Origin of the sequence: Polaribacter sp. Hel1_33_96 (assembly GCF_002846595.1) — a bacterium.
GTDB lineage: Bacteria > Bacteroidota > Bacteroidia > Flavobacteriales > Flavobacteriaceae > Polaribacter.
Genome location: NZ_PJMV01000001.1, coordinates 808,592 through 824,611, shown reverse-complemented (window position 1 = coordinate 824,611; position 16,020 = coordinate 808,592). Strand labels below are relative to the sequence as shown.

Annotated in this window: 5 protein-coding genes; all 5 read left to right on the top strand. The window is 32.8% G+C overall.

Annotation, left to right across the window (positions count from 1 at the left end):
* Positions 1-95: 95 nt before the first annotated feature.
* The 5 genes from ATE90_RS03695 (at position 96) to ATE90_RS03670 (ending at position 15,968) form a co-directional block, all read left to right on the top strand.
* On the top strand, positions 96-1,568 hold the full coding sequence (locus tag ATE90_RS03695; protein ID WP_101450834.1) for a 7TM diverse intracellular signaling domain-containing protein: 1,473 nt from the start codon (positions 96-98) through the stop codon (positions 1,566-1,568).
* A gap of 299 nt (positions 1,569-1,867) precedes the next feature.
* Positions 1,868-2,344, top strand: coding sequence for a hypothetical protein (locus tag ATE90_RS03690; RefSeq protein ID WP_036787881.1), 477 nt, complete (start codon positions 1,868-1,870; stop codon positions 2,342-2,344).
* 2 nt (positions 2,345-2,346) lie between these two features.
* Positions 2,347-9,114: an HYR domain-containing protein gene (locus ATE90_RS03685; RefSeq protein WP_036787878.1), complete on the top strand. Its 6,768-nt coding sequence runs from the start codon at positions 2,347-2,349 to the stop codon at positions 9,112-9,114.
* Positions 9,115-10,269: 1,155 nt separating this feature from the next.
* Complete coding sequence (locus tag ATE90_RS03675; RefSeq protein ID WP_036787872.1) at positions 10,270-10,689, top strand: hypothetical protein; 420 nt, start codon at positions 10,270-10,272, stop codon at positions 10,687-10,689.
* Positions 10,686-15,968, top strand: coding sequence for an FG-GAP-like repeat-containing protein (locus ATE90_RS03670; RefSeq protein WP_101450828.1), 5,283 nt, complete (start codon positions 10,686-10,688; stop codon positions 15,966-15,968). Before ATE90_RS03675 ends, ATE90_RS03670 begins: the two co-directional genes overlap by 4 nt.
* Positions 15,969-16,020 lie beyond the last annotated feature (52 nt).

The window sequence follows — 16,020 nt, the reverse complement described above, 5'->3', positions numbered from 1 at the left end:
ACTTCACAATTATTTAATATTTTTTTTTAAGAATACCCAATCATTAATACCAGTTATTTAAATAATATCATAATTTAATACTGTATTAATCTTTTATGTTATCATACCGCAGAAAATTAACTTTTATATTTACATTTCTTAGTTTTATTTTTATTCAAAAAAATAATGCTGAAGGTATTTTTACAAACTCAAAAAGCAAAGATTTACCATTCACCTATAATCTCTTATATTATAAAAAAAACAGCAATCATTTAGATTTAAACCTAGCCTCTGAAGAATTTAAAAAAATGCCTGAGAGTAATAGTTTAGGCTTTTTAAATGGCTCCTATTGGTTTCAATTAACCGTGAATGAAGCGGCAGAGCATAAAAAAATAATAGCTTACATACCAACGCATCACATTCGTAAAATTGATATTTACAAACTTACAAACCTTAAGTTAGAGCGTATTTCATCATCAGGAAATAGCCTTCTTCAAAATCAGCTTCTTGTAGATTATAAATTTCCTGCTTTTAAAATTAACACAGCGAACAAATCAGTGTACTATTTAAAAGTAGATTTTCCAAAAGAAGCTAATTTTCCAATTAAATTTATCCCTGAGAAAAATTTTATTTCATTTATTCTTAATAAACAAATGATTAACAGTTTCTACTACGGAACAGCAATAATCATGATTTTATTAAATCTTTTTTTCTTTTTTAAATTTAAAGATAAAACCTATTTATATTATCTTCTTTTTCTAACATCATTAATGGTTAACTTCTTATTATGGGATGGTTCATTCATAAATTTATTTAGAAATAATTCTAATTACTATAATTTAGAGTTCTTTATTCATATTTCTAATGAAATTTGGTTTTTACTTTTTTCAATAAAATTCTTAAACCTAGACAAAAGACATCCATTAATTACTAAAGTATTTTACATTTTCCCTGTGCTAGTGTTAACTGCATATATATGTTATTCAATTTCTAACAAGTTTATTTTTATTGCCATTGGGGACGCAATTGGAATTTCACTCTTTCCTGTCCTGTGGATTTTTGGTATTTATTATATAAAAAAAATACCCTATGCAAAATTTTATGTTTTAGGGTATTTATTAATTGTTCCTTTTGCCTTATTTTTTGTTATTGGCTATCCTTTTGGTTTCTGGGAAGTTCATGGAAATATGGATATTGTTAAAATTGCTAGTTGGTTAGATATTATTGTTTTCACCTATGCAATTAGTTACAGAATGAAAACTATAATGATTGAAGGAGAATTACATATTACAGCACTAAAAAACTCTATTGAAACAGGACAGTTATCAACTGAAATGAAGCCAAACAAAAGTCTGGTTGATCCTTATTTAATACTTTTACAACCTAACGAACTACTTAATAAACCATTAACAATAAGAGAGCTAGAAGTTTTAAAATATCTAAAAAAAGGAGATACAAATACCATAATTAGTAAAAAACTATTCATCTCTCCTAACACACTAAAATCTCATGTTAGAAATATTTATGCTAAAACCAATTCTAAAAACAGAAAAGAATTAAAAGAAAAAATAATAGAACTAATTTATTGATTAACAATGTGTTAAAAAAAAGGATTAGAAAAATCACCCCCCCTTGAGTATGATATTAATCATTATTATTTTTAAGTTTACATAAAAATCCCCACAACTCTTAAAATAATAACAGCATGAAAAAAAACTACTTCCGCTTAAAAAATTTAACGCAAACACTTCAGCGTACCTTTTAAATTAAATAAAATTTTATTCGCGCCTCATTTAGCTAAAAAAGCAAACGTTTTTTTAACTAAATGTAATTGTATTGTTATACAAATAAACTATCAAACTTAAATTACTAACCAAACTTTATTACTATGAACAAAAAAACGTACTTAAAAAGTGTCATTTTTATATTGACATTATTTTTCTCAATTACACTCTCTGCTCAATCAGAGACAGAAGCAATAGCTACATCTTCTCAAGAAATTAGTAAAACTGAAATTCTCGAAAAATGTCTTGATATTCTAGACCTTCAGCAACATTTAGCTAAGAACACAGATGGTTCATTTCTTCCAATACATATAATGCAATACCCTATTACTTTCTCGAACAATCTTAACCTATCAAAGTTTGACGAAGCTATTGTCTTCCAATCAAGACAGGAGATTTCTTCAAATAATGTTAAGTCCTTTTTTATCTTTAAAGTTCTTACTATAGATGGAGATACAGCGCAAGTAGAATTTGACTATTATAACAATACGAAAGAACCGCAATTAGTAGAAATCAAAACTAGCCTCAATAAATCTGTTTCAGAATGGGAAATTGTTAACTCAACATTAAACAAAAAATAGTCATGAAAAAATATCTATCTAATAAGTTATATACAAGAATATTAAGTTTATCTCTTGTTTTAATGTCTCTTTTTCCATTAACTGCAAATGCGCAGTCAACACTTTGTTCGTCCTCAGCTAATAATCAAAATTATGAATGGGTAACCAGGATTAAGATAAATGACGGTATTCGTACTTCAGGAAAAACAGGTTACGCCGATTTTACTTCATCTGCAATTTCTACCTTAACTGCAGGACAAACCTACAATGTTGAAATTGATGTGAGAACTAACGGTACTGTATACAATGAGTATGTCAAACTATGGTTAGACTTAAATCAAGATAACGTTATACAGGATCCACAAGAGTTAATTTTTGCAAAAAATTCAAGTTTTGCCACTTTTAAAACTTTTACAGGCACAGTAACGATACCGACTACGGCCTTCAATGGTTCGATGATAGGTAGAATGATTATGCAATATGCTGCCAGCCCTGCACTTTGTGGAACTTATACCTATGGAACAACATATGATGTAAAAGTGAATATACTTGGAGGAGTTGCAAATCCTGTTAATAAGACATTAATAGTATCAACTATTGGTTCTGGAACTGGATCTATTACAAGTTCACCTGAAGGAATAAATACTGCAAATGGTGTAAATAGTTTTGATTTTAAAGAGAACACGAATGTAACACTTATAGCAAATCCAACATCAGGTTCAACGTTTTTAAATTGGTCAGGTGCTGTTTCAGGTACCAACACAAATGTGATTGTTAATCTTAATTCAGATAAAAACATTAGTGCTAATTTCAACTATGAAGTACCGCCTCCTATTGCAATTATAACAGCTTCAGGACCAACCACAGTTTGTTCTCCTGGTTCAGTTTTGTTAACTGCCGGTTCTGCTTCAAGCTACCAATGGTTATTAAATAATAATGCAATTTCAGGTGCAAATTCAAATTCTTATGCTGCCAGCCAATCTGGTTCTTATACTGTTGTGGTAAAAAATAGTGTAGGAGTTGCAGCTACTTCAGCGGCAAAAGTAATTGCTGTTAATTCATTACCAGAATCTATAATTACTGCTGATAATTCTTTAACCTTATGTCCTTCAAGCTCTGTTAACTTAACGGCATCAGAAGGAAGTAGTTACCTATGGAGTAATGGTGAGACAACTCGAACTATCAATGCAGGTGTAACAGGCGGTTTTTCTGTAACTGTAACTAATGCTAATGGTTGTTCTGCAACTTCAGATATTACTTCTGTAGTAGTAGAGGACAATATTTTACCTGTTATTACTAGTCCATCAGACATTACTGTAAACTCAGATCTTGGTATTTGTGGAGCTACAGTAAATTTTGCAGCAACTGCAACTGATAATTGTGGGGTAACAGTTTCTTATAGTTTACCATCAGGAAGTGTTTTTGGAGTTGGAACAACAGTAGTTACAGCAACCGCAAAAGATACTTCAGGGAACAAAGCCGAAAGTACGTTTACAATAACAGTTTTAGATGTGTTACCTATAAATGCTGTTGCAGATGAGTTTACATTAAACACATGTGATACTTTTACTTTTAGTGATGCCGATTTGTTAGGAAATGATGTAGATCCTTATGAACGTGATTTAAAAATTGATTTTGTAGATCAACCTGCAAATGGAACTATTGTTGACAATAATAATGGTACTTATACTTTTACCCCAAATTCAGGAACAAACCAAACGTTTACAACAACTTATACAGTAAAACCAAATGACGGTACAACTGTATTTACTGGTAATGGACATTTTTATGAATTTATTTCAGCACCAAATATTAATTGGGCAGATGCTAAAGCTGCAGCAGAAGCAAGAACTTACAATGGTCAATCTGGTTATTTAGTAACAATAACTTCTGCTGAAGAAAATCAATTTGCTTTTTCTAAAATAGGAGCTCAAGGCTGGATTGGTGCAAGTGATGCTGCGGTTGAAGGTGAATGGAGATGGGTTGGTGGTCCTGAAAATGGTCAGCAATTCTGGTCAGGTTTATCAAATGGAGGAACTGTAAATGGAGCTTATCATGCTTGGGGAGGTGGAGAACCAAACAACGCTGGTAACGAAGACTATGCACATTTTAGAAATGACGGATTATGGAATGACTTACCATTAAGTGCAGGAGGAATTCAAGGTTATGTTGTTGAATATGGAGGAAATACAAATGATTGTAATACAGAAAATACTGCAACAGCAACAATAACTTTCAATTTAGAAGACAATATTAAGCCAGAAATTTCAGCACCAGCTGATATTAGTTTAAATGCAACAAGTGCAGCGGGCGCAATTGTTAATTATACTGCGCCAGTAGGGACTGATAATTGTACAGTGACCACGGCATTGACTGCAGGTTTTGCAGATGGTGCTACTTTCCCAATAGGAACCACATTAGTGACTTACACTGCCACGGATGGTTCAGGAAATATAGCTTCAGCTACATTTAATGTAGAAGTAACTGGCATTGCACCGGTAATTGTAGTTCCTACTAACATTTCTGTAAGTAACGATACAGGTATATGTGGGGCTTTAGTTAATTATACTGCTACAGATACTACAGGTATTCCTGCTTCAACCATCACTTATGATATACCATCAGGTTCTTTATTTACTATTGGTTCAGCTACAGTAACTGCAACTGCAACAAACGCAATTGGTACTTCAACAAAAACTTTTATAGTTAATGTAAACGATAATGAGGCTCCAATTGCAATAGCAAAAGACATTACTGTTCTATTAGATGCATCTGGTAATGCTTCTATTACTCCAGAAATGATTGATAATAGTTCTTTCGATAACTGTGAAATTGACACAATGACATTAGACATTACTGATTTTAGTTGTTCTAATGTTGGAAGTAGCTCTTCTTGCAGTCCTGGAACTGCACTCGATTTTGGTGCCGGCAATGACTATGTTAGAATCGGAGATCCATATCATGAATTCAATAATGAAATCACTGTTTCATGGTGGGTTAACTTTCAAGGTAATAGTGCATGGATGACCCAGTCTACTTTTGGAGTAGACAATATGGGGACTAATGTATGGTTGATGCATGCAGGTGGAGCCAACGGTATTATCTGGTACGTCAATGACAACGGAACTTGGAGAGCAACATCTCTTAGCACTACATCTGGATGGCATTTAATTACTGGCGTAGCTGACGCCACTTCAACACGTCTTTATTTAGATGGAAACTTGACTACTACTACTGCAGGTATTAATGGTCAAATTAAAAATAATGTCAACAGTGAAATCACTATTGGTATTGACGGAAGAATACCTAGTAGAAATAACGCTTTCCAAGCAGATCAAGTTGCTATTTACAATCGTGCATTGACCCAAAACGAAATTCAAGAATTATTGACAGATTGTCCAGACACAGGAGATAACACTTTAGTTGGTTTTTGGCCATTGAACGAAGGTAATGGAGTTACCGTTACTGATAAATCATCAACATTAGCAAACGGAGTATTGGTTAATATGACTGATGCTGACTGGATTAAATCTAACATCAATTTAAATGGAACTGGCTCATCTAACGAAGTTACCTTGACAGTAAAAGATGTTAACGGAAATATATCTACAGCAACTGCAAATGTAACTGTAGAAGACAATGTGAAGCCAATGGCACTTACGCAAGCCGTAACGGTTCAATTAGATGCTTCTGGAAACGGATCAACAACAGCAGTTCTTGTAGACAATGGATCAAATGATGCTTGTGGAATTCAATCACTAGTATTGAGCAAAACAGATTTCAGTTGTGCAAATGTTGGTGCAAATACCGTAACATTAACCGTAACGGATAACAATGACAATGTTTCCACAGAAACTGCAATTGTAACGGTTGAAGACAACGTAAACCCAATAGCACTTGCGCAAGCCGTAACGGTTCAGTTAGATGCTTCTGGAAACGGATCAACAACAGCAGTTCTTGTAGATAATGGATCAAACGATGCTTGTGGAATTCAATCACTCGTATTAAGCAAAACAGATTTCAGTTGTGCAAATGTTGGTGCAAACACCGTAACATTAACTGTAACAGATAACAATGATAATGTTTCTACGCAAACAGCAATTGTAACTGTTGAAGATAACGTAAACCCAATCGCACTTACGCAAGCCGTAACGGTTCAGTTAGATGCTTCTGGAAACGGATCAACAACAGCAGTTCTTGTAGATAATGGATCAAATGATGCTTGTGGAATTCAATCACTAGTATTGAGCAAAACAGATTTCAGTTGTGCAAATGTTGGTGCAAATACCGTAACCTTAACCGTAACAGATAACAATGGGAATGTTTCCACAGAAACTGCAATTGTAACGGTTGAAGACAGCGTGAATCCAACTGTAATCACACAAGATATTCCTGTAAACCTAGATGTTGCTGGAAATGTTTCGATTACACCAAGTATGATTGACAATGGTTCTTTTGACAATTGTAGTATAGCAACTTTATCTATAAGTAAAGATAATTTTGATTGTACAAATGTTGGTATCAATGTGGTTACCTTAACGGTTAAAGATGTAAACGGTAATGTTTCTTCTAAAACAGCAACGGTTACCGTGAATGATGTAACTGCCCCAATAGCTATTGCTCAAGATATTTCTATTGATTTAGATGCAGCTGGAAATGCAATAATTACGCCAGATATGATCGATAATGGTTCTTCGGATGCATGTCCGATTACGTTATCTTTAGACACAACAACGTTTGATTGTTCTAATATCGGTGTTGTAAACACGGTTACATTAACAGTGAGAGATGCAAGCGGAAACCAAACTTCTACAACGGCAACAGTAACTGTAAATGATCTTATTGCTCCAGAAGTAATTACACAAACAGTGATCGTTTCTTTAGACGAAAACGGACAAGGTTCTACAACTAAAGAAGCTGTAGACAATGGCTCTAATGATGCTTGTGGAATTTTATCTTCTTCAATAGACATCTCTTCTTTTGATTGTGATAACTTAGGTGAAAATACGGTTACACTTACTGTAACAGACGTTAATGGTAATACTGCAACCAATACTGCAATTGTTACTGTTATAGATACCATTGCTCCTATTGTTGGAACGCAAAACATTTCAGTGGCACTAGATGCCAATGGGAATGCGTCTATAAGTCCAGAAGATGTTTTAATCTTATCTGAAGACGATGTTGAAAGAGGCGATATTTGCAAAGTATCTGATGCCGATGATTATGCTATGTACTTAAAATATTATAATAAGTATAATTATAATCAACATGACAAAGGTGCTGCGGATGCAAATAAGCATGGAAAAGATAAAGACAAGTACAATAAAGATGGACGTTTCTCTTTTGATGAAAATCAAGGTAGTATTATAAAAAATCTTGATGGTACTGCTGTGGTTACCGGTACATTGGTAAACTCGAAAGATGCCAATGACAAATGGATTGTAACTTTAAATTTACAGAATCCAAGAAACTGGACAGAATGGTCTTCTTTAAAAAGAAAATACAAAGGATCTAAAAAAACGATAGGATACAGTTATAAAGATTGGACGTATTATGAAATGGCTGAAGGCAGTAAATTAATAGGTGCAGGATCTAATGCGGGTCAAGAAACTGAATTAACGCAGAAGTATGAAAAGTATGGATTCCAAGTTGGTGATAATGCTAATTTAGAAAACGGAAATTATGGCTTAAGTGGTCAGTTCTATTACACTAGTAATAAAGATAAGAAAGGCAAAAAAGGTAAAAAAGCAAAAGGAGAATTTAATTTTGATATTACTGATTGTGGTTTATTACCTGTACCAGAAGGAACAATTATTACAAGTGATAATTGTAGCTTAGAGAACTATAGCTTAGACATCAGTACTTTTGATTGTGATAACTTAGGTGAAAATACAGTACAAGTTTCTGTTACTGACCAAAGTGGAAACACTACTACTAAAGAGGTAACTGTAAATGTACTTGGTGAACAACCAACCATTTCTATACCAGATTTTACAACTGTAGATGGTCAAAAATTAAATACCTTCTACTTAGGATATAATAAATATATTCACTTAAAAACAGTAGTAACTGGTGGAAAAGGGTTTACTTACCAATGGAGTGATGATACTGGAAATGTGTTTTCTACAGAAGCATCTCCTAAAGTGAGTCCAAGAATTACAACAACCTATAATGTTACCGTAACCAACTCGAATGGTTGTTCTGACACTGCCTCTATTGAAGTGTGTGTAATCGATGCTAGATCGAAAGACAAGTATGGAAGATATAATGGAAAAGTGAATATATGTCATCATCATTATGGACATCATCACCATGGACATCATGATGACAGAAACAAAGGGAAAGGGAAAGGGAAAGGAAAAGACAAGAAACATTACTCTTGTGATGGTAGTAAAGACAAATTAATCTCTGTAAGCGCTAAATCAGTGAAAGGACACTTAAAACATGGTGATGTTTTAGGAGGTTGTGAAGCTACTTGTATTACAGAAATTGAGGAAGAAGTTGAAAACCTTGAAATCGTTTCAATGTATCCAAATCCTTCTTCTAGTGGTAAATTTTATGTAACATTAGAAAACTTTACTCAAGAAGCTAGAATTGAAATCTATAACTTCTATGGTAGATTGGTTCAATATAAAAAGGTAAAACCTAATTCTAAATCTAAATATAACTCCGTAAAAGTAAAAATGGGAGATTATAAATTAAGAGATGGTAATTATGTTGTTAAAGTATACTCTAACAATAAAGTCTTTACCAAAGTAATGATCATTAATAGAAATAGTAGAGATTAAGAATAGACCTTCCTAAAATTATGAAAGGAAAACAATTTTAGAGGAATTCGAGGATTCTCTAAATAAATAAGACAGGCTAAGAAAATTCTTAGCCTGTCTTTATTTTTTATAACAAGTATATAAAAAAACTATACTATACTTTCTAGCTCGTTTCTTTACTCTAGTAAAGCTTTATAAAAACAAAAACGCAGCAATTAACTTATTACCTGATAATGAAATTTCTGTTTTTATTGAAACTATATCAATAATAATATTGGTTACACTTCATAAAATAATTGTTAATAAATTTTCAAAACACAACCCTACTTCTTTTATCTAAAAACAAACAGTTTTTATAAAGTTCATAAATAAAATTACTTTTTTTATTAAAATCATAATTTTAAACGAAATATATTGTACATTCGTCGTAGATTAAGATCACTTTATCGAAAATAAGTAATTAATTCGTTTCCTATTTTCACCTCCCCCACCAAACTTTTATGTTATGAAAATAATACCCCTACTTACAAGTGAGCACATTTTCGTTGCCTTTTTTAAAAAGTATTTAATCAAACATCTATTAACATTATGCGTAATATGTTGTCTTGCAAACAAAGCACAATCCAGTAATTCTTTTATAATTGACACTGATATTAAGCAGCAATTGGATAAATTGATTTTACTAAAAAAAGCTTCTAGTGTAAAAGTTTATAATCATTTAAGTAACTACAATAATGATAACTTATATCCTATAAATCTGGATTTAAATTCAATTAATAAACTATTCATCTCTCCTCCTACACTAAAATCTCTTGTTAGAAACCTCTATGCCAAAAATAGAAAAACATTAAAAAAGAAAACACCCAAACTAATTAATTACCAACACATTAAAATAAATTATCAAAAAAATTATACCCATAATTTATTATATTCTTAATTAGTATTTCAATTTTACACAATAATCCCCAAAACTTTTAAAATAATAACAAAATGAAAAAAAACTACTTCCGCTTAAAAACTTTACTGCAGAAACGTCAGCATATCCTTTAAATAAAATAAAATTTTATTCGCGCCTCATTTAGCTAAAAAGCAAACCCCTTTTTAACTAAATGTAATTGTATTGTTATACAAATGAACTATTAACCTCAACTTAAATTACTAACTAAACTAATTATTATGAACAAAAAAACGTACTTAAAAAGTGTCATTTTTATATTGACCTTATTTTTCTCAATTACACTCTCTGCTCAATCAGAGACAGAAGTATTAAAAAACTGGACAGCTTTAGAGGAAGCTGAATTTCATTACGACGTTTCTTACACCGTTGTGAAATGTACACCTAGTTCTAAAGCAATAATTTTAATTAACGCTTTTAACGAAGATGGAACAAATGCTAAAGTAGGATTTACATTTGCTATTTCTGATGCAGCTGGAAACACAGCTCAAGTAATTATAGCACCATTTGCTTCAAAACTTGGAGATATGTTTATTGCCAATTGTAATTCTGAAGAACATTCAAATTTAAAATTTGAAGTTCCTGCAGGGATAGATACAGCAAGTATAAAAATTGAAATCACTTATCAAACAGAATCATGAGAAAAATAATTTCAATCCTAACATTAATTCTTTGCTTGGGAGTAAGCGGACAATTAAGTGCTCAATGTACAGACAGACCTATAATAAATGATTTCTCACCAAAAACTGGTTTTATTGGTAGTACAGTAACCATTACTGGAGCTAATTTTAGTGCAATGCCTAGTGAAAATCAAGTCTTTTTTGGAGCTACAGAAGCGACTATCGTTTCTTCTTCTTTTGGAACTTTAGAAGTTAGAGTACCTGAAGGAAGTACAACTTCTTTAATAAGTGTAAAAAATCAATGTAATTTATCGGCATATTCAAGAACACACTTTAATGGTGTTTTTTGTCCTACGCCTTTAACAGCTACTTCATATCAAAATACGTCTCAAGAGTTAGGTGGTGTTTATGGTGCCTATAATATGTTATCTCAAGACATGGATAATGATGGGAAACCTGAGGTGATTTCTGCAAGAAATGGTGGAGGGATTACAATTGCTATTAATAATAGCACACCAGGAACTATTAATTTTGCAAGATATAATAATGGTTCAACTGGAGGAGCAGCACAATCTATTGCCGTGGCAGATTTTGATGGTGATGGTCTTAAAGATATTGTGACCAATAGAGCAATAATGAGAAACACAAGTACTGGTGTTGGAAATATTGGATTACAATATGTTACTAATAGTAGAGCCGTTTCTAGTTATCAAGTAGGAGCTGGAGATTTCAATAATGATGGAAAAGTTGATATCATTGGAGAATATGGAGGGAGTATTTGGATTGCCTTTAATACAAGTACGGGTCCTGGTAATTTCAATTTCACTAATCGACAATTAGTTGCTAGTGGCGTTGGTAGATGTACAGGAATCCAAGTAGCTGATGTAGATGGTGATGGTAGAGCTGACTTTTTAGGTTCTCAAGGGCAATCTAATAGAGCAATTTCTATAAGAAACACAATTACTACTGGAAGTACTACTTCTTCTTTTGAAACTCCTGAATATTGGGCTTCTGGTGGATCTTTTCCTTACAGATCTATGATTGCAGATTTTGATAAAGATGGTAGAATTGATTTTACATCTTGTAATTATTTAGGTGCTACAAATACAGCAATTTGGAGAAACATATCAACTCCTGGAAATATTGTTTTTGCTACAGTAGTAAACATTCCTTCTCCAACAAGAAATTATAGAATTGGTGTTGGTGATGTAGATGGTGATGGATATCCAGACATTGTAACAAAATCTTTAGGAGTAAATGTATTTTCTGTATATAGAAATACTACTTCTGCAGCTGGTACACCTAGCTTTGCACCAAGATTTGACTACACTTCTTCTAACAGAGCTGAAGTTTCAGGAATTGTTATTGGTGATTTAGATGGTGATTTTGTACCAGATATTGCAACTTCAGGAATTAGTAGTAATACAATTCGTTTTCACAGAAATACAGGTGCGCAAAATGATGTGACTCCACCAACTGTTTCATGCAGAAATATAGTTGTTGCTTTAAGCCCTGCTGGGACAGTAACAATTATACCAGAAATGATAGATAATGGTTCTGGGGATGCTTGTGGTATTGAGTCTTTAGTTTTATCACAAACCGATTTTACTTGTACGGACATAGGAGAAAACACAGTGACTCTAACTGCTACAGATGGAGCAGGAAATCAATCTACTTGCACTGCAACTGTAAATGTACAACCTGCTGCAATTATTGTGGCTGGTCAAAGTACTGTTTGTCAAGGAGAAACTGTTAATATGAATGCCAATGATGGAGATTCTTATCAATGGAAAAAAGACGGAACTAATATCGCAGGAGCAACAACTCAAAATTATATAGCAACTATTTCTGGTGCTTATACTGTAGAAGTAACAAACGCAGGAGGTTGTTCAGGTGAATCTTTAACTACTGATGTTGTTGTAAATGATAACCCAACTGTTGATATTTCACCAAGTGGAAATGCATTTTTATGCCCACCAAATGGATCTTCAACTTTAACAGCTACTCAATCATCAATTTATCAATGGATGAGAGATGGAGTTGATATTGCAAATGCAACGCAACAATCATATACTGCAACAAGTATTGGAAGTTATAGTGTTAGAGTAATCGATTTGTTTGGTTGTTCTGCTGTTTCTGAACCTACTACAATTACTGCAAATCCTGCAGAAATAGAAGTAAGTGGAAATGGTGATTATGGAAATGTTTTTCCAGATCAAGATTATACACAAACAATTACAATTTCTAATATAGGAACAGGTGATTTAGATATTACAAACTTAACTTTAAGTGGCGCTGATGCTAGTTCTTTTACTTTAGCTGGTTTTTCTTCTCCAGGTGCAATTCCTGCTGGTGGAACAACAACTGTTGATGTTATTTTTAACGCTCCAAATATCACAACGTATTCAGCTTTTTTAAGCTTTAATTCTAATGATTGTGATGAGAATTTCTTCTCAATACCATTAACTGCCGAAATTACATGTGTAGCTGCAGCTTTTAGTTCTGTACCAGGTAATATTTCAGTAAATAATGATGCTGGTATTTGTGGAGCTACTCTAAATTATACTGTAGAAGCTACAGGGAATCCAACATCAACTATAACTTACTCTTTTAGTGGTGCAACTTCTGGAAATGGAAATGGATCTGGAGCAGGCTCGGTATTCAATGTAGGTACAACTACAGTAACCTTAAATGCTACAAACCCTTGTGGTAATGAAACTCAAAGTTTTGATATTGAAGTAACAGATAATGAGGCACCAGTATTGACTTGCCCATCTGACATAATAACAAGCAACGATGCAGGAACTTGTGGAGCTATAATTAATTACTCTGCTCCCGTTGGTACCGATAATTGTTCAGGAACTTCATCTGGAATACATGAATTACATCGAGGAGAATCTTTTTATGATTATGCTAACAATACTATGGAAAGACAAAATTCTCCAGGATTGCCAATGACATTCTTCCCAACAGAAGGACAAAACATGGCTGTATTTTTACAAAACTGTGGTAGTTCGCATTATATGTATCAAAACATCACGGTTCCTTCCGGAGGAAGTCAAATGTTGACTTATGATATGCAGTATACAAATCACAGTCAAAGTTTTTCAAACGGTCAATTTGTAGCAATTGAAATAAGAAACCCTTCAAATAATTCATTGATTGAAACTTTATTTAAAACTTTACCAGGTGATCCGAATGCTATTCCAATGACAAACTTTAGCTTCGATATTTCAGCCTATGCAGGTCAGTCGATTCAGGTTAGAATTGTGGATGCTACCATCAACAGTTACTATTTTGATGTGTTTATAGATAATGTAATGGTTGCAGGCTCAAACTTAGTAAATGGAGGTTTTGAAACAGGTGACTACACTGGTTGGTCTATTAACAGTCATAATGGAAATTGCGGAACTTTTGGAATTGGCTCAGGGCCTGGGATTACTACTGTTCAAACGGCAGGTTTGGCCTCTGGTGATATTTTCCCAATTGGGACAACAACCAATACGTTTTCTATTACAGATTTGTCTGGAAATACTAGTACTTGCTCCTTTGATATAACTGTTGAGGACAACTTTGCTCCAGAAGCAATCACTCAAAATATTGCTGTTAATTTAGATGAAAATGGCAATGCATCTATTACACCTGCAATGATAGACAATGGTTCTACTGATGAATGTGGTATTGCTTCATATTCTTTAGATGTAGATTCATTTGACTGTTCTAATACTGGAGCTAATACTGTAACTCTTACTGTTACAGATAATAACGAAAATTCAGCTTCATCATCAGCTACTGTAACGGTTAGTGATGTAACTGCTCCAACTGCAACTACACAAGATATTACTGTTGAGTTAGATGCTTTTGGTAATGCTTCAATTGTTCCTTCGGGTGTAGATAATGGTTCTAATGATGCCTGTGGTATTGCTAATTTGAGTTTAGATACTACAACATTTGATTGTTCTAATATTGGTGCTAACACTGTTACTTTAACCGTAACAGATAACAATGATAATGTGTCTACACAAACTGCAATTGTTACTGTAGAAGATAACATAGCACCAAATGTAATTATAAATGATATTACAATAGAGTTAGATGCAAATGGAAGCGCTTCAATCACTGCTGACATGATAGACAATGGTTCTACTGATGCTTGTGGTATTGCTTCTTATTCTTTAGATGTAGATTCATTTGACTGTTCTAATACTGGAGTAAATACAGTAACATTAACAGTTACAGATAATAACGATAATGTTTCTACAGCAACAGCAACTGTTACAGTTCAAGACAATATTGCTCCAACTGTAATAACTCAAAGTTATTCTATTGATTTAGCAAATGGTGTTGCAGATATTACTCCTAGTGATATAGATGGTGGTACTTTTGATAATTGTGCTTTTACACTTGCTATTGATAAAGATCACTTTACTTGTGATGATATTGGAGACCATGTGGTTACTTTAACTGCTACAGATGATTCTAATAACACAACTTCTAGTACTGCAATTGTTTCTGTTCTTGGAGATATACCAACTATAAGCATTAATGATTTTAATGCTGTACAAACTCAAAAGAAAAATACTATTTTCTTAGGCTTTGCAGATACTGTTAATTTAACAACTACGGTTTCTGGTGGAAGTGGATTTACTTATGAGTGGACAACCTCTACTGGTGAATTAGTTTCTAATGAAGCAAATCCTAGTATTAGTCCAGAAGTAAGTACAACCTACGATGTAACTGTGACCAACTCTAATGGATGTACTGCATCTACTTCTATGTATGTATGTGTTATAGACGCTAGAGCTTTTGATAAAAAAGGTAGATATAAAGGAAAGGTTACTGTATGTCATCATACAAATGGTAAAAAAGGAACGAAACATGTTCAAATTAACATTAGTTCAGATGCTGTAATGACACACTTAACCAAACATGGTGTTGGTACTGATCATGCAGATACGTTAGGTGCTTGTAATGCTGTTTGTGTAGATAACACTATTGCTAAGTCTGCTAGTAAAACAAGTTTTACAAATACTTCTATTGAAGATAACCTATCAATCTATCCAAACCCTTCAAATGGTATTTTTGATATTAAATTAACAACAGTTAATTTACAAACTGAGTTATTCCTTTTTGATACTACTGGTAAACTAATAGAACGTAAATCTATTTCTAAAGAAAACAGTGCTGGAAATATTATTACAATGGGTAATTATAATTTAGCTTCTGGAATCTATTTATTAAAAATAATGAACAAAGAAGAAACAATTACTAAAAAATTAATAATAGAAAAAAGTAATTAATCTTTTAAACTTTTTGATAAACTGTAAAGTATTTATCAAAACCAAAAACAGG